This is a genomic window from Janthinobacterium longum (assembly GCF_051380735.1).
GTDB lineage: Bacteria > Pseudomonadota > Gammaproteobacteria > Burkholderiales > Burkholderiaceae_D > Janthinobacterium.
The window spans coordinates 489,911-515,718 of record NZ_JBNYXQ010000001.1 but is presented as its reverse complement, the minus strand read 5'-3'; the positions used below and the strand labels follow the sequence as shown (position 1 = coordinate 515,718).

Sequence of the window (25,808 nt, the reverse complement as noted above, 5' to 3'; positions counted from 1 at the left end):
CGTGGCTGGGCTGTTTTTTAGCCGGCTGCCAGGGCTTGCGCCTGGCCAGGCAGCAGCGCTTCGACAGCGGCCAGGGTTTCTTCAGCGCTGACGCTGGCCAGGGTCAGGCCAGGCGCCAGCATGACGCGATACTGGCTGCTGGCTGGGTAAAACCAGCGGTAGTTGTCGGTACGGATATAGTAGCCGACGATTTTCTTGTCAAACGCCGAGGCGATGTGGATCACCGAGGTATCGGGCGACAGCACCAGCTCGCAGCGGCGTATCAGCGCCGCCAGCTGCAGGATATGGCGCGTAGGCGGCGCCAGCATGACATTGGCATGGCCGGCGCCGGCAATGATCTCTGCCACGCGCGCCTCGCTGCCCGGCGCGGCGATCACCAGCAGGGCGTGGCGCGGGTAACGGGCGGCGAGGGCGGCGCAGCAGCGCCTGGCATCGTCCACGCTGACGGTGCGTTGCGCATTGCTTCCCTGGAAATTCAGGCAAAACAGGCCATCGTATTGCTGCAGCAGGGTATCGCAGGCAGCGTCGATGGCTGGGGCATGCGCGTCCACGCCGAACAGTTCGTAGCGCGTATCGATGTTGCGCAGCTTGAATTGGCCAAAGGCGGCGAAGTAGCTGTCCAGGATAGGGGCGTTGCGATCACACGGTACGGTGTAGTCGAACATGCCCAGCTTTGCCGTCGACGTGCCGTATTTGGGAATCGCAAAGCCGGTCAGATAGCGCGCGCCCAGCCATTTGATGCGCAACAAAAGGGGGATGGAAAAGCGGTTGTAGGGATTGAAGATAACGTCGTAGCGGCGACTGCGCAGCGCCGCGATGGTGGTGCGCAAATCGCGCAGCAGCGGCTGCTTGTCCCAGATAATGATGTCACTGACATGCGGATTGTCGGCAATGATATCGCGATTGGCGCTGCTGGCTGCCACATCGATTTGCCAGTGCGGGTAGTTTTTCTTCAGTTCGCGCAGCAGGGCCGTGGTGACCACCATGTCGCCGATTTTGTCGTTACGCAAAATCAGTACCTTGCGCACGCTGGCGATGTCGAGCAGTGGTTTGTCGGACTTTCCCAGAAGAGCGTAACTGATGAGGCGGGCGGCAGTCTTTATCAAAGTGAACTTTACTCAGGATAGGCAGGAAGGCCGTATATTACCGCAGTCCCAGCAGCGAAATCACGCGTTCACGGCTGATGCCGACCAGTGCGGAACTGATCGCCAGCAGCGAATCATAGCCCGGTTTGCTGGCCTTGTCGGTAAAGCTCTGTGCCACGGTATCCATGCTGACATCAACTGGCTTGGCCTGGGCGCTTTCTACCCTGGCGGTGGCCTGCGCCAGTGCCAGGCTGACCGAAGCACGCGATTGCTGGATATGTGCCAGTGCCTGCACCACCTCGTGCAGGGTTGCGCGCAGCGATTCGATGTCGCTCGTGTCCCATTGTTCAGGCATGATGGCGGGTGGTTCCGGGTCGGTCCTGACGCGATTCATCTGGCCGCCCGGAAAACGAATGCCGCTGCCCCTTACAGACAGACTGTCGCGCACGTTGGCCCACGACGACTCGGGGGTGCTGAACACGACTTGTCCGTCCTCGCCCTGGCGCACGCGGATATTCGATGGCATCAGTGCACGGTCGAAACGGGAAATAATTTCTTCATCCGTCAAGCCAGGGTCAATACTTACTGACCGCAACGCCTGATTGGCGCCGCCGACGGCAAACGCCAGCACTTCTTGCGAGCCTTCGCGCAGGCTTGCCATGGTCAGGCCGCGAATGGTAAAGCTTTGTTGCGCCGATTGCGGGCTGCTGTAGCCCAGTTGGGCATCGAGCGAGCCACCCGAGTCGCTCGTGCGCTGGCGCCAGGTACTGCTGAACTGGCGTACCCGCGCCTCGACCTGGCCATCGCGGCCGGCGCGCGCGGCGAGCTTGGCGGCCAGCTCGCTTTTCAGCGCTTGCAGCTGGCTGCTGCTGCGCTCCAGGTAATCGAGGGTTTGCTGGGCATTCGAAATTTCGCCCTGCAGTTGATGATCCCAGTTGCTCAGTCCACGCTGAAGCGGTGCCGCCGAGCCTCTCGGCGATGCGCCGTCGGTGCGTGCGCTGGCACTGTCGACACTGCCCGAGGCGCCATCGACGCCACGCGCCGTGCCACTGCCTTTGCCGGTGATACCTGTGGAATTGGGGAGCTGAGCGATTTGCATGGGATCAGAGTATATCGAACAGGGACAGCGAACCCACTTTACCGTAGGCTTTATAGGTTGCTTCGAGTGCGGTCTGGTAGCCCGTCAGGTCAATGGCCGCAGCGCCAATGTCGGCCTTTTTCAATTCCAGCAAGGCGTTATTGTTCGACAGCGACACATTGTCCAGGTTGTTGTTCAGGGTCGACAGGATATTCTGCGCGCCACCGAAGATGGCAATTTTACCTGATAACAATTCCATGCCTTCATCGGTACCGTCCAGCGCACCGGTGACCGTCGCCCGCACTGCCGGATCGGCCGGGTTGAGGCCGGGAGCGCTCAGTGTCTCGATGGTCTGGTCGATCTTGTTGAGCCAGTTTTCCAGATTTTTCACGTCGACATTGGCCGCTTGCGTGATGCCGTTGCCGACCACCACCGTTTGCGTTTCGGTGTTCCCCGCATAGCTGTAGCGTGAACCCACCGGCGCGCTGGCGTCGTAGCTGATTGCCGGCTTGTCGGTGGCAGTGCCGGAGAACATGTAGCGGCCTTCCTGGTCCTTCAGGTTCGACGTGTACATCACGCTGTCGCGCATGGCGCGCAGCGATTCGGTCATCGCTTTCAGGTCCGACGGGGCGTTGCTGCCGTCGGCGGCCCACACCAGCAGGTCGCGCGCCTGACCCATGTCGGTGACCATGCTCGACAGGTAGTTCTCATTTTTCAACAGCCGCGTCTGGACGGCAGAGATATTGTCCTTGTACTGAGTCACCATCGCCTGTTCGCGCGTGAGGCGCGAAATGCGCACATTGCCGATCGGATCGTCCGACGGCACCTGAATGCGCAAGCCCGAAGACATTTGCTGGGTCAGGTAATTGATGCGTTCCTGGTTCTGCTGGATCGATACATTGATCATCGTTTGATACTGGCTGCTCGCTACACGCATGATCTTTGCTCCTTAACCCATCATTGCCAAAGTGGCGTCAAACAAGGTATTGGCGACCGAAATGACTTTCATGTTCGCCTGGTACATATTCTGGAATTCCACCAAGTTCATCGCTTCTTCGTCCTTGTTCACGGCGCTGGTCGCGTTCCAGTCGTTGACCGCTTGCGTGCGCACGGTGTCGGCAGTTTTCAGCAAGGCCTGGTTCTGCTGGCTGGCGATGCCCAGCTTGCCCACCAGCTGGGTGTCGGCGTCGCTCATCAGCACCTGGCCCAGCCAGGCGACGGTGACAGGCTGGTTCTTGATGTCGATAAGGCTTTGCAGGTTCTTGCTATCACCGGCAGCGCCGCCACTACTGGCCAGCGCCAGGTCGGCCGTTGTGAAGGTCTTCTTGATCGACATGACGCCGTCGTTGTATTCGAACAGGTCCGGCCCCGGCGCGCCAGTCATGGTCTGGCCCAGGTTCAGCTGCTTGTTGATCTTGTCGGTCAGGCTCTTGCCCAGGTCGCGCAGTGACTGCTGCAGCGGCTGCAGGGTATTCTGTTCGAATTCCCCCAGTCCGCCGATCTGGCCGCCGACCGCGATGTTGTCGAGCTTGAACGTCGAATTGGCGAATTTCAAAGTCATGCTTTGTTCGCCGGTCACGTTTTCACGGCTTTCCAAGGTTGCCGACAGATTGCCGATCACCAGCGGCTGGCCGGTTTTCAGCGAAACATTGAGCGAACCGTCAGGCTGGGTGCTGACCTCGATGGCCATTTGCGCTGCCAGGCCATCAACCAACTGGTCGCGCGCATCAATCAATCCCGATACATTGGTGCCGGCCGCGTTGGAGGTGGAAATGCGCTGGTTCAGCGAGGCGATATTCTGCAGGGCGGTGTTGGCTTGTGGCATCATCGCCGCGCGTTGCTGGTGCAGCGACAGCACCTGATTGTTCATCACATTGTTGATGCTGTTGAAGTGCTGGGCCATGGCGTCGGCCGAGGTGATGATCTGCTGGCGCAGCGGCGTCGAGGTCGGATCGACGGCGGCCGCATTCAAGGCCGTGAAAAAGCCGTCGATGCCGTTGCTGATGCTCGACTTGTCGTCGCCCATCACACGTTCGAGTTGGGTCAGGTAAGGCTGCGCCTGCGAGCGCAAGCCCTGGTCCGACGCGGCACGCCACATTTGCTGGCTTTTATACGCATCGGAAAAGCGCATCAGCGCACCCACTTCCACGCCGTTGCCGGCCGATCGCACCCCGGCACCAGATGCAAGCGAACTGAGCAATACGCCCTGGCGAGTGTAGCCGGGGGTTTGCAGGTTGGCGATATTCTGGCTCGCCGCACCGAGCGCGGCTTGTGCGGCGATGCTGCCCGACAGGGCATTGCTGATCATGCTCATGGCATTCTTTCGTGATAGAGGGCGATAACGCTACCTCTGTAACAGGCGACGCTTCAGGCCGGCTTATTAAGCCCGCCGGCAACTTTGTTCGCTTTGACATCGATTTTCGTTGCCGGCGCGGCGGCGGAAGGCAATAACTGGCGCAAGATGGCGTCGGCGATGCCAAATGCGCGCTGGCCTGCCATCTTGTCGGCCACCAGATTGTCGGCCAGTTCCAGCATGTCGCTGTTGACGGGGTCTTTGTAGACACTGTCTTCGCCCGCCATCTCGCGCGTGCCCGAGCGCATCTGGCGCAGCATGTGCGAGATAAAAAAAGCTTCGAACTTGACGGCGGCCTCGGTGGCCTTGGCTGCGTAGCGGGGATCGGCCGGCGCTACGGCGCCAGGCGATTTGTCGTCGAGCGCCGAGGGCAGGGCGCCGTTGCTGTTGTTGATCGGGAAGCTCATCAGATCACCACCAGCTCGCCTTCGATGGCGCCGGCCTGGTCGAGCGCCTGCAGGATCGCCATGATATCGTCGGGCGACGCGCCCAGGCTGTTGACGACGTCGATGATGGACTGCAGCTTGGCGCCGGCCGGCCACTTGAACATATTGCCATTGCCCTGGTCGACCGTGACCTTCGATTGCGGCGTGACGGTGGTCTGGCCGCGGCCGAATGGCGCCGGCTGGCTGACGGCGGAACTTTCCGAAATCACCACCTTCAGTGCACCGTGGGTGACTGCGGCCGCTTTCACGCGCAGGCCTTCGGCGATGACCACTGTACCGGTGCGCGAATTGAAGACCACTTTTGGCGTATCGACGCCGACGTCGATGCTCAACGCTTCGAGCTTGGCCATGAAGGCCACGCGCTGGGTCGGGTTTTCCGGAGCGATCACTTCCACGCTGGTGGCGTCGCTGGTGGTGGCGACGGCGCCAAAGCGTCGGTTGACGGCTTCGACGATATTGATCGCTGTTTCAAAGTGGGGGTGCCGCAAATTGAGCGTGACGGTGGGCTTGGTGGAAAAATCGCTGAGGATTTCACGCTCGATATTTGCGCCGTTGGGAATGCGTCCGGAAGTCGGGGTATTGACGGTGACGGACGCGCCGCTCTTGCCGGTGGCGTTCAGGCCGCCGACCACCACGTTGCCTTGCGCCAGGGCGTAAGTTTCATTGTCGGCAGCCCGCAGTTGCGTCAGCAGCAAGGTGCCACCGCGCAGGCTTTTCGCGTCGCCCAGGGACGATACCGTGACGTCGATAGCCTGGCCACGGCGGTAGCCGGGCGGGAACACGGCACTGACCATCACGGTGGCAACATTCTTGCTTTTCGACTCGGCGCCGTCGGGCAGCTTGACACCGAACTGCTTGAGCATATTGACCACTGACTGGCTGGAAAACTTCACCTGTGTCGTGTCGCCGCTGCCGTTCAGGCCCACTACCAGGCCGTAGCCGACCAGCGGGTTGTCCCGCACGCCTTCGATGCTGACCAGATTGCGCAGTACCTGCGCTGCCGACGCTGGCAGCGACATGGTGCAAAAGGCGGCCAGCAGCAAGGTGGCGGGCAGGGCGGAACGAAATCTCATGATGTGACCTTAAAACGGCATCCACGGACCGACAAAAAAGCGCGTCAGCCAGCCGGGAGTATTGGCTTCGGCCAGGGTGCCCTGGCCAGAATAGGCGATGCGTGCATTGGCAATGCGCAAGGACGACACCTGGTTGTTCGAATCGATGTCAGCCGCACGCAGGTAGCCGCGCAGGCGTACGAATTCCTCGCCCTGGTTCAGCGTCAGGGTCTTTTCGCCCTGCACCCGTAACAGGCCGTTAGGCAGCACTTCCTGCACGATCACGGTGATGGCGCCGGACAGCGCATTTTGCTGTGTGCTGGTCGAGTCGCCGGCGAAATTGCGGTCGGCAGACAGGTCGATGCCGGTCTTGGGGAAGGTTTTGCCCAGTATATTGGCTGCCTGCACACCCACCGAGGAACCTTTGTTGAAAGAGGTGCCGGCCTTTTTGCTGGCCTGGGTAGTTTCCTGCAGCGCCACGGTGACCACGTCACCGACGCGGAAGGCGCGGCTGTCCGAGGTCAGCGACAGCCCCGCATCGGGGTTGAACACGCCGCCGCCCACGCCGCCACGGCCACTGCCGCGCTGCGCCACCAGCGGTTCTTCCGAGAACGTCGGCGCCACCGGCGCGGCCGGGCGGCTGGCGCAGCCGGCCAGCAGCACCGCTGCCAGCAACACTGCGATGGCTTGCCTGGTCGCTTGCATCAGCGTGCCGCTTGCGCCAGGTATTGCAGCATATTGTCGGCCGCCGACAGCACCTTGGTATTCATTTCATAGGTGCGCTGGGCCGCGATCATGTCGACCATCTCTTCGACCACCTGCACGTTAGAGCCTTCCAGCGCGTATTGCTTAAGCTTGCCCAACGCGCCTTCGCCAGGACGGCCTTCGGTCGGCGTACCACTCGAAGCCGTTTCCTGGAACAGGTTCTCGCCCAGTGCCAGCAAACCGGTCGGATTGATAAAACTGGTCAGCGTCAGCTGGCCCAGTTCGGTCGCCGCCACGTTGCCGGGAACGGTGGCTGACACCATGCCGTTTTCAGCGATGGTAATCGCGCTGGCATTGTTTGGTACGGTAATTTGCGGCACCAGCGGCAAGCCCTGGGCGTTGACCATCACGCCGTTGGCATCGATGCCGAGCTGGCCGGCACGGGTATAGGCCGCTTCGCCGTTCGGACGCAGCACCTGCAAGAAGCCGTTGCCGGTAATGGCGACGTCAAATTCACGGCTGGTCGTTTGCAGGCTACCGGTGGTAAACACCTTTTGCGTGCCGACCATATGGGTGCCGTTGCCGAGCTGTACGCCCGATGGCGACAGAGTGTTGTCGGCGCGCTGGGTGCCCGGCTGCTGTTCGACCTGGTAGAACAGGTCTTCGAACACCACACGGTCGCGCTTGAAGCCGACCGTGTTGACGTTGGCCAGATTGTTGGCGATGGCTTGCAGCTTGGCGTCTTGCGCCTGCACGCCGGTTTTGCTGATCCACATTGCTGGATTCATGGTGTACTCCTTGAGTTTGGTTGGCGTGCGCTTACGCGCCGAGCAGGCGATTACCGGATTCGGTCATGGAATCGCTGGCCTTGAATACTTTCATCTGCATCTCGAAGCTGCGGTTCAGGCTCATGGTGGCGACCATCTCCTCGACCGCCGACACATTGCTGCCTTCGATATGGCGGTCGCGTATGCGCACCGCCGGGTCAGCCTGCAAATCTTCACCGCTGCGCGCAACGATCAGGCCCGCTTCGTTCTTGGTCAGTTCCCCCGTTTCGGCGTTCACCAGCTTGAGCTTGTCCACGGTCTGCATCTGCGCCGCACCCGGCACCTGGATCGAGATCGTGCCGTCCGAGCCGATCGACACGCTGGTGTGTTCAGGCAAGGTGATCGGGCCACCTTCGCCCAATACCGGGCGCCCGTTCAACAGAAGCGCGCCGGTCTCGTCAAGCTCCATGGCGCCGGCGCGGGTATAAGCCTCGCCGTTTTGCCACTGCACCGCCAGAAAGCCATTGCCCGTGATCGCCACATCGAGCTCGCGACCGGTTTCCTTGATGGTGCCGGTACGGGTTGAAATGGCGCTCGATTGCGTCTGCGTCATGTGGCGGTCGTCATAGCCATAACCGTTCTGCAGCGACTGGACAGTCGACACTTCCAGGTTGGCACGAAAGCCGCCGGTCTCGATGTTGGCCAGGTTGTTGGCGTGCACCTGCTGTGCCTTCAGGGCACGGTCGGCGCCGCTCATGGCGGTATAAATCAGCGCGTCCATGGTTGATTACCTTTGCGTGTCAGCAATTACAGCGCTTGCATCAGCGACTGCAGCATGGCGTTTTCGGTCGACAGCACCTTCGAGTTGGCCTGGTAATTGCGCTGCGACGTCATCAGGCCCACCAGTTCGGTGGTGATGTCGACGTTTGACTGTTCCAGCGCGCTGGTGGCCAGCTTGCCGGCCATGCCCACGCCAGGACGCTCGTACAGCGGCGCGCCGGAAGCGGTCGAGGCAATCCAGCTGGTGTCGTTGACAGAGGTCAGCGCGCCCTCATCGGCAAAGTTGGCCAGCGCAATGGTGCCGACGTTCTTGGTTTCGCCGTTGGTATATTTAGCCATGATCGAGCCGTCGGCGGCCAGTTCCACGCCGGTGTAGGTGCCCGAAGCATAGCCGTCCGATTTATTGGTCGAGGTGGTGTTTTCACCCGATGACAGGGTGGTGTCGGAGTAATTCAGGTTGAAAGCAAGGGGTTCCGCACCCGAGGGGGTAATCGGATCGCCCATTTTGATTGGATCGAATGTCGGCTTCCAGTCTGCACCCGCGACCGCTGGCGGCACTGGAATGTTGTTTGCCTTGACGCCGTTGACGGTTTCCAGTTGCCCCTTGCCATCAAACACAAGCGTGCTTTTCGATGGCGTCGGCGCTGGCAGCGTCATCGGCTTGTCGTCCAACGTGTAATTTACCTCGACGATATTAGTGCCGGTTTTCACGAAGTACTGGCTCAGGGTGTGCTTCGAACCGAGGGAGTCATACAATACCGATACCTTGGCACTGTTGTAGGTATTGATATCGGTCTTGTCGAATTTGGTGCCGTCCTTGATGCTCCATTCGGCCGACAGGTTGGCGACATACGCCAGGTTTTCAGTGGCTTGCGCGGCAATCTGCCCGGTCGGGATCTTCAGGTCGCCCATCGGCCCAAGGGTGGTGCTGCCTTTGACTGCCGGTGCATAGCCCTGCACCAGCTTGCCGTTGGAATCGGTCAGGTAGCCGCTGCTGGCGGCACTGAAAATGCCGACACGGCTGTAGCTGAGGGTATTTTGCGCATCGCGGCTGACAAAGTAGCCACGGCCGTCGATGGCGGCGTCGAGCGAGCGGCCGGTGTTCAGTACGCCGCCGTTGACGCTCATGCTTTGCGTCGTCGAGCCGATTTCCACGCCCGTTGCGCGGTCGCCGGCGTACATCGACGAGAAGTTGGCGCGGCTGCTGCGAAAGCCATAGGTGCCGGCATTGGCGATATTGTTACTGGACGCGGTCAGTTGTTCGTTGATGGCCTGGATGCCAGACAATGCGATGTCGAAACTCATGGAGGTTTCCTTTAGTGAAGGACAGGATTAATTGGGCGAAACAGCAAGCGGCGTGAAGGCGGTTCAGGAGGTCTTGCCATTGAAGCCGGTGATGGCGCCAGGGCTGACTTCACCGAGGTTGACGACGTTCAAAATCATGTTGCCAGTGGCGGACAGGCGAACGCTGCTCAGTTTGCCCGCAATATCGACCGATGGTTTTTCGCCGCTGCTGGTGGTAACGGCCATCGTGTAGGTTCCGGCAGGCATGCCCAGTTTTTGCGGATCGATGGTAAATGTGGCGTTGCCGGCCGACCTGGCGCCCAGTTCCACCGTGTATTCCTTGTCGAAGGCGTCTTTCAAGGTCAAGGTGGTCTTGCTGCTGTTGGACGACAGCGCGACGCTGCCGCTGACCTTGCTGCTGTCGATCTGTACCGTGCTGCTGTTGACCATCACTTCCGAGCCCACCTGGGCGCCCAAGGCCAGCACCTGCATGCTTTGCAGCACACTGGCGTTGGCGCTGGTCAGGTTGGAGAGGTTCTGCATCGCTTCGGTCTGCGCCTGCTGCGTCAACTGGTTGACGAACTGGCTCGGGTCGGTTGGCGCCAACGGATCCTGGTTGCGGATCTGCGCCACCAGCAGTTTGGTGAACATGTCTTGCGTGGCGTTGTTTTGCGACGCCACGGCGGTACCGGTATTGCTGGTGCCAGCGGCGCTGCCAGTGAAAAGGGATGTTTGCATGATTACACTTCGCCTAATTTGAGGAGCGCCTGCTGCATCGACTTGATGCGGCCCAGAACTTCCACGTTGGTCTCAAAGGCGCGCGAAGCCGACATCATGTCGGTCATCTCGGCCACCTGGTTGACGTTGGGATAAAACACCATCCCGTCCGCATCGGCCATCGGGTGGCCCGGCTCATACAACTTGCGCAGCGGCTCGTCGCTTTGCACCACGTCAAGCACCTGCACGCGTCCGCCAGCGTCCGAGGCGCCGTCCATCACGGCAGCAAACACTGGCTTGCGGGCGCGGTAGGTCTCCGCTGCCGAACCGGCGACCGAATCGGCATTGGCCAGGTTGCTGGCGATGGTATTGAGGCGCACGGTTTGCGCCGCCATTGCCGAACCGGCGATCTTGGAAATATCCTGGAAGCCCATCTTGCTTATCCTTGTCCGGAAATGGCCTTGGCCAGTCCCTTGAGTTTCATGTTGACGAAACTGAGGCTGGTCTGGAAGTCGCTGGCATTTTGCGAAAACGCTGCTTGCTCGACCCCGATCTCGACCGTGTTGCCGTCGCGGCTGGGCTGGTAAGGCACGCGGTACAGGGAAGTAGCGTCGTCGTCCGTCGACAGCAGGCCTGCGTCGTTGTCCTGCAACTGCTGCAGTGCACTGCCGAAATCCATGTCCATGGCCTGGAAGCCCGGGGTGTTTTCGTTGGCGATGTTGGCCGCCAGCACGCGCGTACGGTCAGCGCGCAGCGCCAGCGTGTCGGCGTGCACACCGAGTGCGTCCTTGAAATTAATGCCCATGGTCATCCTTTGTGTTGAAGTCGGTCGTACTGGCTGGAGTCTGAATGCAGGAGTAAAATGCCTGTCTGGTCATATTGGCGCATGGTAAGGTCATGCTGTTTCGTTGTACGTGATCAGGATTCGTCAATAAGGTTAGCAATGATTTATTTCACCAATAATGCAGTTGCACCCGTCAAGGCCCGTGCTCGTATCGCCTTGCTCCCTGGCCTTTTTTTACTGACCAGCCTCTATAGTAGTGCAGGATGCGCTGAATTGCCAGCCGACAATATATTTTCCAGAGTCGAACAACTGGCCCGCGAGCAACTGGCGCAGCAGGCTTCCTCTGCGGGACTGCTCGAACCGCTGATTGACGTCGCTGTTGTAAAAACCACGCGTGTCATCCCCGCCTGTCCCGTTCGGGTAGAGATTGAGGCGCTGGACAGCCGATCGCCGCAGCGCATGCGCTTTGTCGCCGCTTGCCCGGTCTCAGGTGGCTGGCGTCATGAAATGCTGGTTCGCGCCAGCATCACGGCCAGGGTGGCCGTGACCAGATTGCCCGTGACGGCCAACACGCCTATATCAATTGCTGATATTGAACTGGCCCGGCGTGACGTAACCATGGTGGCCGATAGCATGGCGTCGCTAGATGCTGTGGCAGGATTGTCGAGCCGGCGCAGCCTGCGCGCCGGTGAGGTGTTGCGCGAAGCGCAGCTGGCTTCGCCCATGCTGGTCAAGCGCGGCGCGCCGGTCAATATTGTGGCGCGAAAGGAACAGGTCAGCGTCAGCATGGATGGCGTAGCCATGGATGCCGGAGCGCAAGGGGAGGTGATACGTGTGCGCAACACGTCCAGCGGCACGGTAATCCGTGCACGCATCGTCGAAGCAGGGGTGGTCGAGCCGGCGAACTGAGGGGCGGACAATTACTCTGCGTTGGTCGTAGTGCTGCGCTGCAGTCGCGTGGCGAGCTGGCTCAGCTTGGCTGCGTAATTGGGATCGGTGGCATAACCGCCGCGCGCCAGCCCTTGCGCGAACGCATGCGCATCGCTGCCCGCGTTCAGTGCGCCACGGTAGCGGGGATTGTCGAGCAGCATTTGGGCATAGTCGCGAAACGCGCTGGCCTGGTCCGGGTAGCTGCGGAAACGTTCGGTTTTCTTCAGCGCCGTGCCACTATCGCCTACATATTCGGTAGTCAGTGCCTGCGCCACTTCGCCTTGCCATTTGCCGCCAGCCTTGATGCCAAAGAGATTGTTGGTATCGGTCGTACCCTGGCGCAGCGGGCGCTGGCCCCAGCCCGATTCCAGTGCTGCATGCGCGGCGACAATTTCCGGCGCCACGCCCAGGCGTGCTCCAGTTTCCTCGGTCCATGGCTTGATCGACGCCAGAAATTGCTGCTGTACGTCGCCGATGTCGCCACCTTGATTGATCGCGCCCAGCACATTGGCTGAGGCGCTATTGGCCGACCAGACGCGAGCTTCAGTATTGAGCGTGCCGGCGTTGCCGCTGCCTTGCTCGATAAAGGTGGAAACCTCCCCCTGTACCTGCTGGAATACGCTGCTGAAACTGGCGGTAGATGCAATGGAGCCAGTTGCACGCATATTGCTTTGCAGGGGGGCAGTCGCGCTGGCCGGGACCGTGGCTGCCGCGGTGCGGGCATTGCTGGTAAAAAAATCAGCCTGGCGCATAGATATGGTCCTCGCCGTGCAGCACGCGCTGCATGGTTGTAAATTGTTCGGTCAACAGCTGGCTGTTGCGCGTGTTCAGGCGCTTGCATTCGACAACCATCTGTTCCAGTGCCTCCCATTCGGCGATGCTGCGGGCCTGCGCGTCAGCTTGCAGCAAGGCGAACAGTGATGCCATCGCGGGCCTCGGGCCGAGCAGGGCATTTACCAGGCTCATGCGCTGGCCGCGGCGGCCGTCCAGCACTTCCACGGCAGCGACGATCTGTTCGGCCAGCATCTTCAATTGCTCCGTCTGGTGCCGCAAGGCGGCCTGGAACTGTTCTTCCAGCAATACGAGCAGCGCGGCATAGCCCTGGTGGTCATCGCTGATGCCTTGCAGTACGCGTTGCATGGCTTCCTGGCGCGTGATGCTCTTGCGTGGTGCGTTCATGCGTCGCTGCCGTGGAAGCGGTGGATCAATCCGGCTATTTTCGCCGGGTCAAACGGCAGCTCACCCTTGGCCAGCGCGCTGCGCAGCATGGCAACGCGCTCGTGATCGATATCGGGCATGGCACGCAGCGCCGTGATGGCCGGTTGCAGCACGGCCGATTGCAGTTCGGCGCCAGCCGACGAGCCGCCTGCAGCGGCAGCGGCGCTGGCATACTCGGCGATCGCTTCGGCCGGGGCCACCGCCGGGCTGGCAGCGGCGGCACCGGCGTTGCCGGTAGAGATTTTCATGCGTTGTCCCTTGCCTTTAATTTGCATAGTCGGCTCGTTCTTTCTTCGCTGGCAGACCCAGCTTGTCACGTAAACGTTGCAGAGTGGCCGGATCCGGCGTACCTACTTCGATATCCTGGCCTTGCTGCCCCTGTCCGGTCATGCCGAACATGGAGGCGATGCTGTCAGCCTGGCCACGCGTCAATATTAACAGCTCAATGCGGCGGTTGATGCCGGCGCCGGCATTTTTCGTGTCCAATGGCGCGCGGTCAGCCATGCCGACCACCTGCAACACGCTTTCCGGATTCATGCTGCCGGCCAGCAACTGTGCGCGCGCCGACATGGCGCGGTTGGCCGACAGGGTCCAGTTGGAATAGCCGTCATAGCCCGTATTGGCGTATTGCATCGAATCGGTATGGCCGACGATCAGCATCTGGTTTTCCATCTGCGCAAAGACCGGTCCCATTTCACGCAGCAGCTTGCGGAAACGGTCGGTTGGCACGGCGCTGCCGCGCACGAACATGCCTTGCTTGTCCGTATCGTGCAGCATCACGCGCAGGCCATGCGGCGTCACCACCGATTGCAAATTGCTTTTCAGGCCTGCTTCGTCGCTGAGCTTGTCGAGCGCGCGCGACAGCGCCATCAGGTCTTCCGGCGTCTGGTAGCTCATCTTCGGCTTGGCGTCGGCGGTATCGGGCTTGCCGTCTTTCGTCTTGGTGCCTTCCGTGCGGGTGTCGCCCATGCCGTCGCGCGGCATCGGGAAACGGTCGATCAGGCTGCCGCGCGGGCCGCCTTTCTGCTCCGGCATCACGCCTTGCCCTTCGCCTTGCCGGCTGCCCGCCAGTGCGTCCATCATGATTTCCTTCATCGCCTGCTGCTCGCGCGCAGCGATCAGCCACAGCACCAGGAACAGCGACAGCAAGGCCAGGCAGAAATCGGCGAACGCCACTTTCCAGGCGCCGCCGTGACCATCGTCATCGTGCTTTCTTCCAGCCCGCTTGATGATGGCCTGGTCATGTTTCTCATGCGGCTTTAGCACGGCGGCCTCCCCGGCCTTGGCCTTGCTCAGGTTCTTCGCCGCCGCTTTCCAGCGCATTGATCCAGCTTTCCAGCTGGGCAAAGCTCGGCTTGATATTGAGCTGCACCAGGCGCCGGCCCGAGTCGATCGCCAGCAGTGGCGGCTTGCCCGCGACGTGGGTCACCAGCACCACTTTCACGCACTCCATCGTCGAGCCTTCTTCGCCGACCAGTTGCTTCATCATGTTGCACATCGGATCGAGCACGCCGTAGCAGAAGAAAATACCGATAAAGGTACCGACCATGGCGGCGCCCACTTTCGACGAGATTTCCGCCGCATCGGCGCCGTCGGCCACCGAATTCATGGCCATCACGATACCGAGCACGGCTGCCAGGATGCCGAAACCGGGCATGGCTTCGGCGATCTTGTGCAAGGACTTCGACGGTTGCAGCAACTCGTCGTGGATCGCTTCGAGTTCCTGCTCCAGCACGCCTTCGAGTTCATGTGCGTTGATCTTGCCCATTGCCATCAGGCGGAAGTTGTCGACGATAAAAGCCAGCAGTTTCGGTTCTTCCAGCACCAGCGGATAGCGCTGGAACAGCGGGCTTTCACGCGGCGCTTCGACGTGGGCGTCGAGCGCCTTCAGGCCGCCGGCCGCCGTTTGCAGCAATTCATACATCAGCAGCAGCAACTGGCGCTGGAATTCCGAACCTTGTTTCTTGTGCGTGACGACCTTGCGCATCTGGTGCAGCATTTCACCGAGCACATGCTTGGGATTGCCCAGCACCAGGGCGCCGACGGCGGCGCCGATAATGATGACCAACTCGACCGGATGCCAGATCGCCTGGACGGTACCGCCCATCAGGGCAAAGCCTCCAAATACACATCCCAGTACGATTAAGATACCGATAATTACCATGACAACTGCCTTTCTGCGTGTACTGCATCAATTTGTGAGTAGTGCCTGTTCTTACTTGTCCTGCAGCATGGCTTTCATTTTCCCCAGCGCCATCTTGTTCAACTGGCATACGCGCGCGTCGCTCAGGTCGAGCACGGCGGCGATTTCCTTGTAGCTCAGTTCGAACTCGTAATACATCTGCACCACGCGCTGTTCACGCTCGTCGAGCGTGCGCAAGGCCTGCTCCAGGCTGCGCCGCACCATCAATTGCTCTTCCGGGCTCGGTGCGCTGTCGGCCTGGCCCAGGCTGTCCTGCAAAATATCGTCAAAGCTGGCGATCAGCTCGGCGTTTTCCGCCAGCTGGTATTCCTGGTACGCTTCCGGCGTCAGCTTCAGGGCCGCCATGATTTCCGCTTCCAGCGGTTCCCGGCCCAGGCGCCGGGTCAGGGCGCGCACGCTGTCGCGCAGGCGGTGGCTTTCCTGGCGCACGGCGCGCGGGCGCCAGTCCTGGCGCCGCAGCTCATCGAGGATGGCGCCGCGGATGCGCAGGCTGGCGTAGCTGCCGAAGGACTGGTCCGGCACGCCATAGCGGCGCAGCGCTTCAAGCAGGCCCATCAGGCCGATCTGCTCCATGTCGTCGCGATCGATGGCGCCCGATACCTGCGAATTGAGCTGGCGCACGATGCGCTTGACCAGCGGCGCGTAAGCGACCAGGTGGCGCTGTTCCTCCGCCACGCTGAGCACGGCTGCGGCAGCGCCAGCGGCGGCATATTCGCCGGCGCCGTAGGCTTCCTGGTATTGCTCGGCATAAGCCACGGTATCTCCCATCAGTCGAACTGGCCTGCTGGCGTCGGCTTATTCAATGATCAGCTTGCCTACCATGACTTCACTGAACGGCTTTTCCATCTGCTCGCGCTCATAGCTGGCAGTGAATGCCTTGTTGATCTGCTCGGCGTACTGTTCGACCGTCATGGCTTGCGCCTTGTCCATCGAAAAACCGGACAGGGTGCTGACGGCGATCGAGCGCATCAGCGGCAAATGCGATTTCGCCAGCTTTTCATTTTCTTCGGTGGTGGCAATCACCAGATCGGCCGACAGATAATGCGTATCGGCCTCGCCAGGACCGTGGCGCAGCATCACGATGACCTTGTCGAGCGTGACGTAGCGGCGCGCCTTCTTGCCCGTCGCCGGCGCCGCCGCCGGTTTGGCTTCGGCCACTTCGGCGTGACCGGCCGCCGGCTTGGCCAGGTACCACATGGCGCCGCCGGCTGCACCGGCGGCCAGCAGGGCCACCAGCACGAAGCCGCCGATCAGTTTTACTTTTGTATTCATCAGTTGTATTCCCGCTCATGCATGGCAAAGGTAGCGCCGTATGGTTTGCCGCCAGGGGTGTCGTCAGACAGCGCGCGCCCCGGTGCGGCCTCATCCTGCTGGCGTCCCGGCTGACGCTGGCCGCGGGCATCGCCCTCGGCAAACGCCTGCGCAGCCGGGCTGCGCGGCGTGGCGCTGATATTCACGGCCACCTCGGTGTACTGGCGCTGGGCCAGGTCGGTGCGCATGGTCTCGCCGATGCCTTGGAGCTGGCGCAGCACTTCCGGGTTCGACGCGGAAACGTTTACTTGCAGCGTGCCGGCCGCGTGACGGATGGAAATGTCGATCCGCCCCAGCATCGGCGGATCGAGGCGTATCACCGCATGCTCGCTGTTGCGTCCGATCTGCGTCTGCAGGCGCTCGCCCAGCGCTTCGCGCAACGGTTCCTGCCATTGCTGGGCTGGGCCGTTGAGCTTGATGACATCGCTGCCCTGCGCCGGTAGCGCATTGGCTGCAGCCGGCGCTGTCATACCCGGGCCGATGGCAGGCGTTACTAAGGCGGTGGCGGCAGCACCGTTGCGTTCGGTGTCCAGGTTGCCGGTGTTGCTGGCAATGGTGGCGGCAAACGATGCGCCAACCGTGGCTGCCCTTGCCGGCATGCCGGTGGTATCTGCTGCCCCGGCATGCGGGTGTGGCGCCGGCCCGCCCTCGACTGCAGTGTCGGCAGCAATGCTATTTCCGACAGTACGGGCTGACGATACGGCAGGGGTGATGGACAGGATGGTGCTTGCGGCCAGGTCGTCCTCGCCGGTCGCGGGCACCGCTGGCACGCTGCCAGGCGCAAACGTTGCAACGGCGACCGGCGTGATGCCTGCAATAAGGGTCGCGGCAACAGCAGGCTGAACGGCGGCAACCGACACCTCCATGGCGGCGGGCATTGCTTTGCCACGAGCGGCGGGCGCTGCGGTCTTCGTTTCGCCCGCCGGAGCAGGCATGGCCGCCGCTAATGGCTCGCCCTGTTGAGGCGCACGCACGAGTGTGCCCAGTTGCGCATTGAACTGTATGGCGACCGGCCGCACCGCCAGATGCGCGGTGGTGGTCGTGGCCGCTGGCGCAGCTCCCGTAGTTGTCAAAGCCCGAACAGGCACAGCGGTTAGCTCAGATGGCGCAGCAGGAGCTGGTATCGCAGCAGCGACCGGGGCAGTTGTAACGTTTGTTGCAGCTCTTGCGGCAACCGGCGCTGTGCCGCGCTCGGCTGCGGTGATGATGGCGGGCGCCGCCATGTCGTTGATGCTGTCGCGGTCAGTGCCGTCCCGCAATGGTGCCGCCGAGGTCGCCGTCACTTGCGCCAGAAGCCATGGCGCAGCCATGGACGGCAAGGGGACTTCTTGCGGTAACGCAGGCCCTCCATCGGTTGACGGCTGCTCGGGTTCATCCATCTTTGCAGGTGCCCCGGCAACTGGCCTGGCGGAATGCGCGGCGTCGCCCAAGGCGTCCGCAAACAGCGGCGTGGCTGGAGAGGGAATACCTGGCAGGGCAGGCGGCAGAGATTCCACTGTCGGGCCTGCACCATTGGCGGCATAGGCGGTACCGCCACCATTCAAAGGAGTGCTGCCCACGGTCACCGCCATCGTGCCGAACGAATCGGCTGCGTTAAGGCCGGCAGTCTTGAAATTGAGTACAGTATTCATGCTTGACTTCCATCTTGATACATATCGCTTTCCAGCGCGTAGGCGACCCAGCCTTCCTGCTTGGAATGGATCTCGCCCAGTTGCAGGCCTAGCCGGTGCTTTTCATCGGAGCACAGCTGAAATGCGCGCGCGTGCACCGCGCGCAGCGTGCGCAGCGCTGCCTGTTCGTCCGGGTTCATGCCGGCCTGTTCGGACAGCAGTGCCAGTTGGCGCGCCAGGCTCCGGTCCAGCACATCGAGTGCAGCCCAGTCCTGTTTGCCTGCAGCGGCCTGGATATCACGCGCGAACTGCAGCAGCAAGACGCTGTTATCCATGCTTGGCCTGGACGCCGAGCCAGCCCTGCTTGATGGTGGTGAGCAAGGTGATTACTTCATCGATCAACGCCGGGTCCAGGTTGACACCGGCCAAGTACAGGCGGCCGGTGCAATATTCATACAGGCGACCCAGGTTTGCCACTACTTCGCCACCCTGTTCAAAGTCGAGTGAGCTCGACAGCCCATTGATGATTTCTGTGCATTTGTTCAGGCTGACGGCCTTTTGTTCATAGCGCTTGCCGACGATATGTGCACGCGCACGCGCCAGTTCTTCCAGCAAGCCATCGGTGAGCAGCAAGACAAGTTCAACTGGCGTGGCGCGCGAGGTTTGCGCATCCAGGTTGACGGCGTGGTAGTCACTGTAGGCATCGTGGTTCATCATTTTCTTTCACTTTAAAATGCTGAGACTGGCAACCGGCGCCAGCCTTATTTGGACTTGTCGTCGCCGAACAGGGCATCGAACATGCTGGTCGTTTGCGCCATGCGCGCCTGCAGATCCTGCAACTTTGTAAATTGCGCTTTGTAGCGGTTATACATGGTGGTGTAGTCAGTTTCGAACTTGGCCTGGCGCTCGTCGAGCGTCTTTTGCAGCTTGGCAACCGAGGTTTCACGCTGCGCCAGTTGGCCGTTGCTCGAGGTCCAGATTTCGACAAATTTGTCGAGCTTGCCGGCGATGCCGCTGGGCGCGCTGCCCGAATTGTTGCCGATTGCTTTGTCCAGTCCGGTTGGATTGGCCGCGACCGCTGCCGCCAGTTTGGTGGTATCGAGCGCCAGCGTGCCATTGCGCTGCGCGGTGATGCCAAACGTGGCCAGCGACCCTGTTGCCGTTTCACGCAAGGTGCGTACCAGTTGGTCGCGCAGCACGCGCACGCCGCTGTCGGTGGAAAACGTGCCGGCCGCTTTGCCCGAGGCCGGATCGCCAGGGTCCGTCAAGCCGTCGAGCACGGCCTTGAGCTTGTTGTAGGCATCGACAAAGCTCTGCGCGTTGCTGGCCGTTGCCGACTTGTCGAGCGCCACGGTCAGGGTGATCGGTGCGTCGCCGCTGGCCTGCGCCTTGGTAAACGTCATTTTTACGCCATCGATATTGCTGAACGTGTTTGATGACTGCTTGACGCGGTTGCTGGTATCGCTCGGGTCTGCCGGCTTGCCGCCAACCCATATGATGGCATCTTCGGCTTTCACCAGCTCCTGCGGTGCGGCCGTCAGTGCCGTTTTCAGGTCGCCGTCGGCCATGGCGCCGGTGTCGAACGACAAAGCGCCTTCTTCTCCGCTGACGTTCGACGTCAGCACCAGCTTGGCAATGCCGCCGATGGTAATCACCGATGCGGTGACGCGCGAATTGTTTTTCGGTTCTGCATTGATGGCGGCGGCGATTTCCTTGGCCGACAAGGTCGCATCGCCATCGGTTTCAGCTTTGCTGAGGTCAACCGTAAAGTCGCTGTTGTTGGCCAGCTTGATCTTCAGATTGCCATCGCCGCTGGCAGGCACTGCACTGCCGCCGACACCGCCCAGCGAAACCTGGTGGCTGGTGGCGACTTTTTCCACGAACAGCGAATAGGTGCCGGCAGCCGCCGTTGCACCTGCCGTGGCGCTGCCGATGGCGGCATTGCTGAAAGTAGCGCCTTGCGCAGCAATGGTTTTGCTACCCGTCAATGCCAGCAGGCTGGAGGTGAAGGTGGTCATCGCCATCTTCATGCTTGTCAGGCCTGCCGAAGTGGCCGTTGCCGCCTTGGTCTGCGCCGTGATGCGCGCCTGCGTATCGGCAGTGTATTTGTCGGTCAGCGCCTGCGCCGAAGCGGTCGGATCGTAGGTATTCGAAGCATTGGTGGATATGGCCATGTCAGACTCCTAAAATGTGCGTGCGGGATTTACACAATGACAAGGCGACCAAATATCGGCTTTCCTGAAGTTATTTCTGCAAAACATTATTTTACCTGTCCACGAAACCAGAATTGCGTCGCCAGTTCATCTTGCCGCTTGACGTCCATGCGCTGTTGCTCAGTTGCAACAATCCGTTGTTTTTGCGTCAGCACCTGGTCCAGCACTTCGCGCTTTGCCCAGGCCGTGTTCAGGGCGCGCTGCGATACCGCCATATTGGCCTCGTGCAGATGCAGGTCGGTACGGTGTTGCTGCGCCAGTTCCATTACCGATTGCTTGAAGTTGCCGCAATTGACCGACAGCGCCAGGTGCAGGGCGCCGCTGGGGCCGCTATCGGTGTACAGGCTGGTCAGGCGGTCGAGGTTTTTCTGGTAGCGCTCGCGCACGGCCGTCTGCGCCGCCATGTCGGTTTGCAGGCGCTCCACTTCGGTGCTCCGAAGGCCGACCAGGGTTGTCAGGTTGCGGATGGTATGCGAGTTGCTCATCGGTATGCCTATGACATGATCTGTTCAAGTTGGGTGATGCAGGGCCCCATCGGCGCTTCTTCCTTGGTGCCCTGGCACAGGAACGCTTCGATTTGCGGATGCAGTTGCACCGCGCGGTCGGTGATCGGATCGGCGCCCGGCACATATGCGCCCAGCGGGATCAGGTCGCGCACGCGCGCGTGGCGCGCCATTGCTGCTTTGAGGCCGCGCGCTGCCAGCATATGGGCCGGTTCGATGACTTGCGCCATGCAGCGGCTGATCGAGGCGGCCACGTCAATGGCGGGGTAGTGGCCCCGTTCGGCCAGTTCGCGCGTGAGCACGATATGGCCATCGAGAATCGCGCGCGCCGTATCGACCACCGGATCCTGCTGGTCGTCGCCTTCGGCCAGCACGGTGTAGATGGCGCTCATGCTGCCATTTTCGTGGGCGCCGTTGCCGGCGCTTTCCACCAGTTGCGGCAGGTTGGAAAACACCGACGGCGGATAACCACGGGTGGCCGGTGGCTCGCCCAGGGCCAGTGCTACTTCGCGCAAGGCCATGGCATAGCGCGTCAGCGAATCGACCAGCAGCAGCACGTGCTGGCCCTGGTCGCGGAAATGCGCGGCGATCGAGTGGCACAGTTCGGTGGCCATGATGCGCATCAGAGGCGACTCGTCGGCAGGTGCGATCACCAGCACGGCCTTTTTCAGACCCTCTTCGCCGAGCGACTTTTCGACGAATTCGCGCACCTCGCGGCCGCGTTCGCCGATCAGGCCGACCACCACCACGTCAGCCACGGTCTGGCGTGTGATCAGGCCCAGCAGCACGCTTTTTCCCACCCCGGAGCCGGCCATCAGGCCCACGCGCTGGCCCTTGCCCAGGGTCAGCATGCTGTTGATGGCGCGCACGCCGACGTCGAGCGGTTCGACCACCGGCTGCTTTTTCAGGGGATTGATCTTCGGTGGCGACACGTCCAGGATATGCTCGCCGCCAAGGCGGCCCAGGTCGTCGATCGGCTCGCCCAGGCCATTGACCATGCGGCCCAGCCAGGATGGACCGATCTGCAGGCTGGCCTTGTCGGGCAGCGGCAGCACGCGCGCGCCGGTGGTCAGGCCGGCGGCTTTTTTGAACGGCATCAGGTAGGACACTTTTTCGCGAAAGCCGACCACTTGCGCGTCGAGCCATTCGCCGCTCACCGTTTCGATCTGGCAGCGCTGCCCGGTGTGCAGCTTGCAGCCGGCACTCTCGAGCAGCAGGCCGGAAGCGCCCACCAGGCGGCCGGTCGGCGTGGCAACCGGGATGTTGCCAATCTCAAAACTGCGCAGCGTGTCGGCGATCATGCAGGCGCGCCCTGGTCGGCGTGCTCGGCGGCCAGCGCCAGGTGGCTGCTGACCTGGTCCATGCAGGCGGCCAGGCGTTGATGACAGCCGGCGTCAACCTCATTGTCGCCAGCCTTAATGCGGCATTCGCCGGCGTCGAGGCGGGCGTCGGCGATCAGGTTCCAGCGCTTGGCGCGCTTCGGATCAAGTTCGCTGATGCGTTTCAATTCTTCGGGATTAAGGTAGACGTCGATTTCTTCGCGCGTTGGCGGCATCGACGCCAGGGTTTCGTCGACCAGGGCCAGCAACTGCACCGGCTGCAGCGCCAGTTCGGCGCGGATCACCTGGCGTGCCACCTTGGCCACCAGGTCGACCACTTCCTTGCGCTGGGCGGCGCGGTAGTCGGCGCGCACTTTCTTCAGGTCGCGCAGGATCGCGTCGACCGGACGCGCCAGTTTGTCGAGCGCCACCAGGGTTTCATTGCGGCCTTCTTCGCGGCCCTGGATCACGCCGTCGTTGCGGCCTGCATCGTAGCCATCCTGCTGGCCGCGCACCAGGCCCACTTCATAGCCGTCGCGCTGGCCTTGCTCGAAGCCTTCCGAGACCGATGCCTGCCACTGACCATCGGGATCTTCGGTGCTCGAGCGCTGGCCGGCGGCGATGAATTGCGACAGCGGCGGAAAACGGTAGGTGCGAAAAGGCTTCATTCGATTACCGCCTCGGCAAACAGCTGGACTTCGATTTCGCCGGCGTCTGCCAGCCCCTTGACGGTGGCCATGATTTCCTGGCGTGTTTGTTCGATGCGCGACAGCGGCACGGGGCCAGAGCGGCGCATCATGTCTTCGAAGCTTTGCGCCTGGCGGCGCGGCATGGTTTTCAGCACCGCGTCGCGGATAGCCGGTTCGGCGCCCTTGAGCGCGATCGCCCACTGTTCCATCGGCACGTCTTCGAGGATGCGCGTGATGGTGACTTCGCTTTGCGTAGCGAGGATCAGGAAGTCGTACATGCTCAGTTCGATTTCCGACACCACGGCCGGGTCGTGTGCGCGCAACAATTCGACCAGCGCGGCGCGGTTGCCCGGCATGCGGTTGAGAATTTCGGCGGCCTGGCGGATGCCTTCCACGCTGGTGCTCTGGGTGTCAAGCGTGCCCAGGCAGCGGCCCACCAGTTCATCAAGCTCGACCAGCAGGTCACGGTCGATTTCGTCCAGGCGCGCCAGGTTCAGCAGCACCAGGTCGCGCCCTTCGACCGGCAGGGCGTCGAGGATCTGCCCGGCCAGCGCCGGTGGCAAAAACGCCAGGAACACAGCCTGCATCTGCACGTGTTCGTTGACAATGTATTCTGCCAGCCACTTCGGCGAGGCCCACTGCAGGCGCGCCATTTTTGGCCGGATCGCATCGCCATAAATGTTGTTCAGCACGCTGTTCGCAATATCGCTGCCCAGCGCCAGGTCGAGCGAGCGCTTGAGGTAGCTGCGCGAGGCGCCATGTACGCCGCTTTGCTGGCGGTAGTCATCAAAGAAAGTCTGCATGGCCGTTTTCACGGACTCGACCTTGATGCCGCTCATGCGCGACATCACCTGCGTCACTTCCAGCAACTCTTCGCGCGACAGGCAGCGCAACACATTGGCCGCCTGTTCTTCGCCTATGCTCAGCAATACGATCGCTGCCTGCTCGACAGGCGTCAGGCTGGCGTTTTGGTCGTCCTGCTCGTCAGGGAAATTATTGTTGTTGAGTTCGGCCATTTTTCTGCATCCATTGTTTGACGACTTCGGCGACACGTTCCGGTTCTTTTTCTGCCAGCACTTTCAAGTGGTCGACCATCACGTCGACGGCCGAACCGGGTGGTGGCAGGTTATAGTTTTCCAGCAGCGGCACCACCGGCATGTCGCCGCTGGCAGCAGCGGCCGCGCCTTCGAGTGCCGGCGCGCCTGGCACTGTACCGAGCGCCGACATGGCCGCTGCTGTGCCGGGCATGCCGCCGCCGGCTGCGCTCACGCCATTGCCGGGCAGCGCCATGGCCGGATCGAGTGTTTTCAGTGCCGGCGGCGACAGGCGCGTGGTCAACAGGCGCAGCAGCGGGCGCAGCACCAGGAAGTAGCCGAGCACGGCGCCAAGGGCGTACAGCAGCCAGCTGCTGAAGTCGACCACCGTATCGCGCTCTTCCCACCACTGCGCCACCGGCTGTTTGGCCGGGAAAGGCAGGGTGGTCAGGCTCAGGCTGTCGCCGCGCTGGGCATTGATGCCCAAGCCGCTGCGCAGCATTTTTTCGATATTGGCCAGCTCGGCGGGCTTCCAGCCAGCCTTGGCGTCGGGGGCAGCGGCGCTGTTGAGTACCACGGCCACGCTGATTTTTTCCAGCCGGCCGCGACTGCGCTTGATCTGCGTGATGCTGCGGTCATAGGCATACTGGCGCGTGGTGGCATTCTTGCGAGCGGTGCCGTCTTCAGGTTTCGGTGCGCCGCCGTCTGCAGGTGCTGCCGCGCCGGTCGGCCCAGGCACGGCGGCTGCGGGCGGGCGGTTCGACAGGCTGCCGGGAATGCCGGCCACGTTACGGTTGCGTTCCTGCTCTTCGCGCATCGCCTCGCTGGTCACTTTCGGTGCTTCGCCGTATTTTTCCAGCGTTTCCTCGATCCGGTCATTGTCAACTGCGGCCGTGACGCTGAGCTTGAAATTGTCTTCGCCGATGACCGGTCCCAGCAAGCCCGTGATATTGCGACGGATATCATCCTGGAAACGTTTGGCGCCTTCGTTGCTGGCTGCCGAGGCGTCGAAGCCGTCGGCCAGATCAACGTGCGAGGAAAGCAGGTTGCCGCTCTGATCGACCAGGCTCACGCGCGTTGGCGCCAGGCTGGCCACGCTGCCGGCCACCATATTGATTACGGCGGCGATCTGTTCCGGCGCCAGGGTGCGGCCCGGTTTCACCGCCACCACGATCGAGGCCGACGACTTGTCGCCATCGCTGGCGACGAACGAGGTCGATTTGGCGATCGACAGGTGCACGCGCGCCGAGGCAATCGCATCCATGGTCATGATGCTTTGCGCCAGCTCGCCTTCCAGGCCGCGCCGGAAGCGCACGTCCTGCACGAATTGCGACACGCCAAGAGGGTCGTTCTTGTCCATCAGTTCCAGGCCGGCCGGCAGCTGCGCCGTCACGCCTTTCGAGGCCAGCAGCATGCGCACCTTGCCCAGCATTGCGTCTGGCACCAGCACCTGGCCGCTGTCGGGATGCAAGCGATATGGAATGTGCTCGGCGTCCAGCGTCGCCATCATGTCGGTGACGGCCACTTTTTCGCGCGCGCCGAACACCGGTTTGTAGTTGGCCTGGTCGCGCCAGAAGTACATCATTACCAGGGCTGTAATGCCGATCGCCAGCACCAGCATCGGAATCAGGTTTTTCAGCAGGGCGGGCGGAACGGCGGGCTGGGCGCCAGCGCGCCAGCGCGCAAAGGCGGACTTCATGGGGGTAATCACTTGGAATGACTTTCGC

30 protein-coding genes are annotated in these 25,808 nt (G+C 61.8%); 1 reads left to right on the top strand and 29 read right to left on the bottom strand.

Annotated features, from left to right (window positions below):
* Positions 1–17 precede the first annotated feature (17 nt).
* The 13 genes from ACQ4WM_RS02360 to flgB form a co-directional block, all read right to left on the bottom strand.
* On the bottom strand, positions 18–1,010 hold the full coding sequence (locus ACQ4WM_RS02360) for a glycosyltransferase family 9 protein (RefSeq protein WP_436545111.1): 993 nt from the start codon (positions 1,008–1,010) through the stop codon (positions 18–20).
* Between the two features lie 133 nt (positions 1,011–1,143).
* Positions 1,144–2,184 carry a hypothetical protein gene (locus ACQ4WM_RS02355; RefSeq protein ID WP_436545110.1) on the bottom strand — a complete coding sequence of 347 codons (1,041 nt, stop codon included), beginning with the start codon at positions 2,182–2,184 and terminating at the stop codon, positions 1,144–1,146.
* Positions 2,185–2,188: 4 nt separating this feature from the next.
* Entirely contained in the window at positions 2,189–3,100 is a 912-nt protein-coding gene (gene flgL / locus ACQ4WM_RS02350; RefSeq protein ID WP_436545109.1) for a flagellar hook-associated protein FlgL, read from the bottom strand.
* A 12-nt stretch (positions 3,101–3,112) separates the two neighbouring features.
* Positions 3,113–4,477 carry a flagellar hook-associated protein FlgK gene (gene flgK / locus ACQ4WM_RS02345; RefSeq protein WP_436545108.1) on the bottom strand — a complete coding sequence of 455 codons (1,365 nt, stop codon included), beginning with the start codon at positions 4,475–4,477 and terminating at the stop codon, positions 3,113–3,115.
* 53 nt (positions 4,478–4,530) lie between these two features.
* The gene (locus tag ACQ4WM_RS02340; protein WP_436545107.1) at positions 4,531–4,923 is read right to left on the bottom strand and encodes a rod-binding protein; all 393 of its coding nucleotides are present in this window, start codon (positions 4,921–4,923) and stop codon (positions 4,531–4,533) included.
* A complete protein-coding gene (locus ACQ4WM_RS02335; protein WP_436545106.1) occupies positions 4,923–6,035 on the bottom strand; it encodes a flagellar basal body P-ring protein FlgI in 1,113 nt (370 codons plus the stop codon). The genes ACQ4WM_RS02340 and ACQ4WM_RS02335 overlap by 1 nt, the downstream gene beginning before the upstream one ends.
* Positions 6,036–6,044: 9 nt before the next feature.
* Complete coding sequence (flgH, locus tag ACQ4WM_RS02330) at positions 6,045–6,719, bottom strand: flagellar basal body L-ring protein FlgH (RefSeq protein ID WP_436545105.1); 675 nt, start codon at positions 6,717–6,719, stop codon at positions 6,045–6,047.
* Positions 6,719–7,507, bottom strand: coding sequence for a flagellar basal-body rod protein FlgG (gene flgG, locus ACQ4WM_RS02325; protein ID WP_436545104.1), 789 nt, complete (start codon positions 7,505–7,507; stop codon positions 6,719–6,721). The genes flgH and flgG overlap by 1 nt, the downstream gene beginning before the upstream one ends.
* Positions 7,508–7,538: 31 nt before the next feature.
* Complete coding sequence (gene flgF, locus ACQ4WM_RS02320) at positions 7,539–8,267, bottom strand: flagellar basal-body rod protein FlgF (RefSeq protein WP_436545103.1); 729 nt, start codon at positions 8,265–8,267, stop codon at positions 7,539–7,541.
* A gap of 26 nt (positions 8,268–8,293) precedes the next feature.
* A complete protein-coding gene (locus ACQ4WM_RS02315) occupies positions 8,294–9,571 on the bottom strand; it encodes a flagellar hook protein FlgE (RefSeq protein WP_436545102.1) in 1,278 nt (425 codons plus the stop codon).
* 63 nt (positions 9,572–9,634) lie between these two features.
* On the bottom strand, positions 9,635–10,288 hold the full coding sequence (locus ACQ4WM_RS02310) for a flagellar hook capping FlgD N-terminal domain-containing protein (RefSeq protein ID WP_436545101.1): 654 nt from the start codon (positions 10,286–10,288) through the stop codon (positions 9,635–9,637).
* A gap of 2 nt (positions 10,289–10,290) precedes the next feature.
* Entirely contained in the window at positions 10,291–10,701 is a 411-nt protein-coding gene (gene flgC / locus ACQ4WM_RS02305; protein WP_436545100.1) for a flagellar basal body rod protein FlgC, read from the bottom strand.
* 5 nt (positions 10,702–10,706) lie between these two features.
* Positions 10,707–11,072 (bottom strand): flagellar basal body rod protein FlgB, encoded by a 366-nt coding sequence (gene flgB, locus ACQ4WM_RS02300; protein WP_436545099.1) that lies wholly within the window; start codon positions 11,070–11,072, stop codon positions 10,707–10,709.
* A 138-nt stretch (positions 11,073–11,210) separates the two neighbouring features.
* Here flgB and flgA point away from each other — a divergent pair, with 138 nt between their 5' ends.
* The gene (gene flgA / locus ACQ4WM_RS02295; RefSeq protein WP_436545098.1) at positions 11,211–11,960 is read left to right on the top strand and encodes a flagellar basal body P-ring formation chaperone FlgA; all 750 of its coding nucleotides are present in this window, start codon (positions 11,211–11,213) and stop codon (positions 11,958–11,960) included.
* An 11-nt stretch (positions 11,961–11,971) separates the two neighbouring features.
* Here the strand turns inward: flgA and ACQ4WM_RS02290 are convergent, their stop codons facing one another.
* The 16 genes from ACQ4WM_RS02290 to fliF all read right to left on the bottom strand — a co-directional run bounded on the left by ACQ4WM_RS02290 (position 11,972) and on the right by fliF (position 25,780).
* Complete coding sequence (locus ACQ4WM_RS02290; RefSeq protein WP_436545097.1) at positions 11,972–12,646, bottom strand: glycoside hydrolase family 73 protein; 675 nt, start codon at positions 12,644–12,646, stop codon at positions 11,972–11,974.
* Between the two features lie 73 nt (positions 12,647–12,719).
* Entirely contained in the window at positions 12,720–13,160 is a 441-nt protein-coding gene (gene flgN, locus ACQ4WM_RS02285) for a flagellar export chaperone FlgN (RefSeq protein WP_436545096.1), read from the bottom strand.
* Entirely contained in the window at positions 13,157–13,447 is a 291-nt protein-coding gene (gene flgM / locus ACQ4WM_RS02280) for a flagellar biosynthesis anti-sigma factor FlgM (protein ID WP_436545095.1), read from the bottom strand. The genes flgN and flgM overlap by 4 nt, the downstream gene beginning before the upstream one ends.
* 16 nt (positions 13,448–13,463) lie before the next feature.
* The gene (locus tag ACQ4WM_RS02275) at positions 13,464–14,522 is read right to left on the bottom strand and encodes a flagellar motor protein MotB (protein WP_436545094.1); all 1,059 of its coding nucleotides are present in this window, start codon (positions 14,520–14,522) and stop codon (positions 13,464–13,466) included.
* Positions 14,449–15,363, bottom strand: coding sequence for a flagellar motor stator protein MotA (gene motA, locus ACQ4WM_RS02270; protein ID WP_436545093.1), 915 nt, complete (start codon positions 15,361–15,363; stop codon positions 14,449–14,451). Before motA ends, ACQ4WM_RS02275 begins: the two co-directional genes overlap by 74 nt.
* Before the next feature lie 51 nt (positions 15,364–15,414).
* A complete protein-coding gene (locus ACQ4WM_RS02265; RefSeq protein ID WP_436545092.1) occupies positions 15,415–16,170 on the bottom strand; it encodes a FliA/WhiG family RNA polymerase sigma factor in 756 nt (251 codons plus the stop codon).
* Between the two features lie 27 nt (positions 16,171–16,197).
* Positions 16,198–16,674, bottom strand: a complete 477-nt coding sequence (locus ACQ4WM_RS02260; RefSeq protein ID WP_436545091.1) for a flagellar basal body-associated FliL family protein — start codon at positions 16,672–16,674, stop codon at positions 16,198–16,200.
* Positions 16,674–18,344, bottom strand: coding sequence for a flagellar hook-length control protein FliK (locus ACQ4WM_RS02255; RefSeq protein ID WP_436545090.1), 1,671 nt, complete (start codon positions 18,342–18,344; stop codon positions 16,674–16,676). The genes ACQ4WM_RS02260 and ACQ4WM_RS02255 overlap by 1 nt, the downstream gene beginning before the upstream one ends.
* Entirely contained in the window at positions 18,341–18,658 is a 318-nt protein-coding gene (locus ACQ4WM_RS02250) for a hypothetical protein (RefSeq protein ID WP_436545089.1), read from the bottom strand. The genes ACQ4WM_RS02255 and ACQ4WM_RS02250 overlap by 4 nt, the downstream gene beginning before the upstream one ends.
* Positions 18,651–19,040 carry a flagellar export chaperone FliS gene (gene fliS, locus ACQ4WM_RS02245; protein ID WP_436545088.1) on the bottom strand — a complete coding sequence of 130 codons (390 nt, stop codon included), beginning with the start codon at positions 19,038–19,040 and terminating at the stop codon, positions 18,651–18,653. Before fliS ends, ACQ4WM_RS02250 begins: the two co-directional genes overlap by 8 nt.
* Positions 19,041–19,084: 44 nt before the next feature.
* Complete coding sequence (gene fliD, locus ACQ4WM_RS02240) at positions 19,085–20,497, bottom strand: flagellar filament capping protein FliD (protein ID WP_436545087.1); 1,413 nt, start codon at positions 20,495–20,497, stop codon at positions 19,085–19,087.
* Between the two features lie 86 nt (positions 20,498–20,583).
* Positions 20,584–21,021, bottom strand: a complete 438-nt coding sequence (locus ACQ4WM_RS02235; RefSeq protein ID WP_436545086.1) for a flagellar export protein FliJ — start codon at positions 21,019–21,021, stop codon at positions 20,584–20,586.
* 8 nt (positions 21,022–21,029) lie between these two features.
* Positions 21,030–22,340 carry a flagellar protein export ATPase FliI gene (gene fliI / locus ACQ4WM_RS02230; protein ID WP_436545085.1) on the bottom strand — a complete coding sequence of 437 codons (1,311 nt, stop codon included), beginning with the start codon at positions 22,338–22,340 and terminating at the stop codon, positions 21,030–21,032.
* A complete protein-coding gene (gene fliH, locus ACQ4WM_RS02225) occupies positions 22,337–23,026 on the bottom strand; it encodes a flagellar assembly protein FliH (protein ID WP_436545084.1) in 690 nt (229 codons plus the stop codon). Before fliH ends, fliI begins: the two co-directional genes overlap by 4 nt.
* The gene (locus ACQ4WM_RS02220; RefSeq protein ID WP_436545083.1) at positions 23,023–24,063 is read right to left on the bottom strand and encodes a flagellar motor switch protein FliG; all 1,041 of its coding nucleotides are present in this window, start codon (positions 24,061–24,063) and stop codon (positions 23,023–23,025) included. Before ACQ4WM_RS02220 ends, fliH begins: the two co-directional genes overlap by 4 nt.
* The gene (gene fliF / locus ACQ4WM_RS02215) at positions 24,041–25,780 is read right to left on the bottom strand and encodes a flagellar basal-body MS-ring/collar protein FliF (RefSeq protein ID WP_436545082.1); all 1,740 of its coding nucleotides are present in this window, start codon (positions 25,778–25,780) and stop codon (positions 24,041–24,043) included. The genes ACQ4WM_RS02220 and fliF overlap by 23 nt, the downstream gene beginning before the upstream one ends.
* Positions 25,781–25,808: the final 28 nt, after the last annotated feature.

Excerpts from the sequence above, each read along its gene's own strand:
- ACQ4WM_RS02255 (WP_436545090.1), bottom strand. The coding sequence starts at position 18,344 with ATGAATACTGTACTCAATTTCAAGACTGCCGGCCTTAACGCAGCCGAT.
- flgH (WP_436545105.1), bottom strand. The coding sequence starts at position 6,719 with ATGCAAGCGACCAGGCAAGCCATCGCAGTGTTGCTGGCAGCGGTGCTG.
- fliD (WP_436545087.1), bottom strand. The coding sequence starts at position 20,497 with ATGGCCATATCCACCAATGCTTCGAATACCTACGATCCGACCGCTTCG.
- ACQ4WM_RS02260 (WP_436545091.1), bottom strand. The coding sequence starts at position 16,674 with ATGAATACAAAAGTAAAACTGATCGGCGGCTTCGTGCTGGTGGCCCTG.
- ACQ4WM_RS02290 (WP_436545097.1), bottom strand. The coding sequence starts at position 12,646 with ATGCGTGCAACTGGCTCCATTGCATCTACCGCCAGTTTCAGCAGCGTA.
- fliF (WP_436545082.1), bottom strand. The coding sequence starts at position 25,780 with ATGAAGTCCGCCTTTGCGCGCTGGCGCGCTGGCGCCCAGCCCGCCGTT.
- flgC (WP_436545100.1), bottom strand. The coding sequence starts at position 10,701 with ATGGGCTTCCAGGATATTTCCAAGATCGCCGGTTCGGCAATGGCGGCG.
- ACQ4WM_RS02250 (WP_436545089.1), bottom strand. The coding sequence starts at position 18,658 with ATGGATAACAGCGTCTTGCTGCTGCAGTTCGCGCGTGATATCCAGGCC.
- flgG (WP_436545104.1), bottom strand. The coding sequence starts at position 7,507 with ATGAATCCAGCAATGTGGATCAGCAAAACCGGCGTGCAGGCGCAAGAC.
- ACQ4WM_RS02355 (WP_436545110.1), bottom strand. The coding sequence starts at position 2,184 with ATGCAAATCGCTCAGCTCCCCAATTCCACAGGTATCACCGGCAAAGGC.
- motA (WP_436545093.1), bottom strand. The coding sequence starts at position 15,363 with ATGGTAATTATCGGTATCTTAATCGTACTGGGATGTGTATTTGGAGGC.
- flgM (WP_436545095.1), bottom strand. The coding sequence starts at position 13,447 with ATGAAAATCTCTACCGGCAACGCCGGTGCCGCCGCTGCCAGCCCGGCG.
- flgL (WP_436545109.1), bottom strand. The coding sequence starts at position 3,100 with ATGCGTGTAGCGAGCAGCCAGTATCAAACGATGATCAATGTATCGATC.
- ACQ4WM_RS02275 (WP_436545094.1), bottom strand. The coding sequence starts at position 14,522 with ATGCGCTGGAAAGCGGCGGCGAAGAACCTGAGCAAGGCCAAGGCCGGG.
- fliS (WP_436545088.1), bottom strand. The coding sequence starts at position 19,040 with ATGATGAACCACGATGCCTACAGTGACTACCACGCCGTCAACCTGGAT.
- flgK (WP_436545108.1), bottom strand. The coding sequence starts at position 4,477 with ATGAGCATGATCAGCAATGCCCTGTCGGGCAGCATCGCCGCACAAGCC.
- ACQ4WM_RS02220 (WP_436545083.1), bottom strand. The coding sequence starts at position 24,063 with ATGGCCGAACTCAACAACAATAATTTCCCTGACGAGCAGGACGACCAA.
- ACQ4WM_RS02235 (WP_436545086.1), bottom strand. The coding sequence starts at position 21,021 with ATGAGCAACTCGCATACCATCCGCAACCTGACAACCCTGGTCGGCCTT.
- ACQ4WM_RS02310 (WP_436545101.1), bottom strand. The coding sequence starts at position 10,288 with ATGCAAACATCCCTTTTCACTGGCAGCGCCGCTGGCACCAGCAATACC.
- fliI (WP_436545085.1), bottom strand. The coding sequence starts at position 22,340 with ATGATCGCCGACACGCTGCGCAGTTTTGAGATTGGCAACATCCCGGTT.
- flgA (WP_436545098.1), top strand. The coding sequence starts at position 11,211 with ATGATTTATTTCACCAATAATGCAGTTGCACCCGTCAAGGCCCGTGCT.
- fliH (WP_436545084.1), bottom strand. The coding sequence starts at position 23,026 with ATGAAGCCTTTTCGCACCTACCGTTTTCCGCCGCTGTCGCAATTCATC.
- ACQ4WM_RS02340 (WP_436545107.1), bottom strand. The coding sequence starts at position 4,923 with ATGAGCTTCCCGATCAACAACAGCAACGGCGCCCTGCCCTCGGCGCTC.
- flgB (WP_436545099.1), bottom strand. The coding sequence starts at position 11,072 with ATGGGCATTAATTTCAAGGACGCACTCGGTGTGCACGCCGACACGCTG.
- flgF (WP_436545103.1), bottom strand. The coding sequence starts at position 8,267 with ATGGACGCGCTGATTTATACCGCCATGAGCGGCGCCGACCGTGCCCTG.
- ACQ4WM_RS02265 (WP_436545092.1), bottom strand. The coding sequence starts at position 16,170 with ATGGGAGATACCGTGGCTTATGCCGAGCAATACCAGGAAGCCTACGGC.
- flgN (WP_436545096.1), bottom strand. The coding sequence starts at position 13,160 with ATGAACGCACCACGCAAGAGCATCACGCGCCAGGAAGCCATGCAACGC.
- ACQ4WM_RS02335 (WP_436545106.1), bottom strand. The coding sequence starts at position 6,035 with ATGAGATTTCGTTCCGCCCTGCCCGCCACCTTGCTGCTGGCCGCCTTT.
- ACQ4WM_RS02315 (WP_436545102.1), bottom strand. The coding sequence starts at position 9,571 with ATGAGTTTCGACATCGCATTGTCTGGCATCCAGGCCATCAACGAACAA.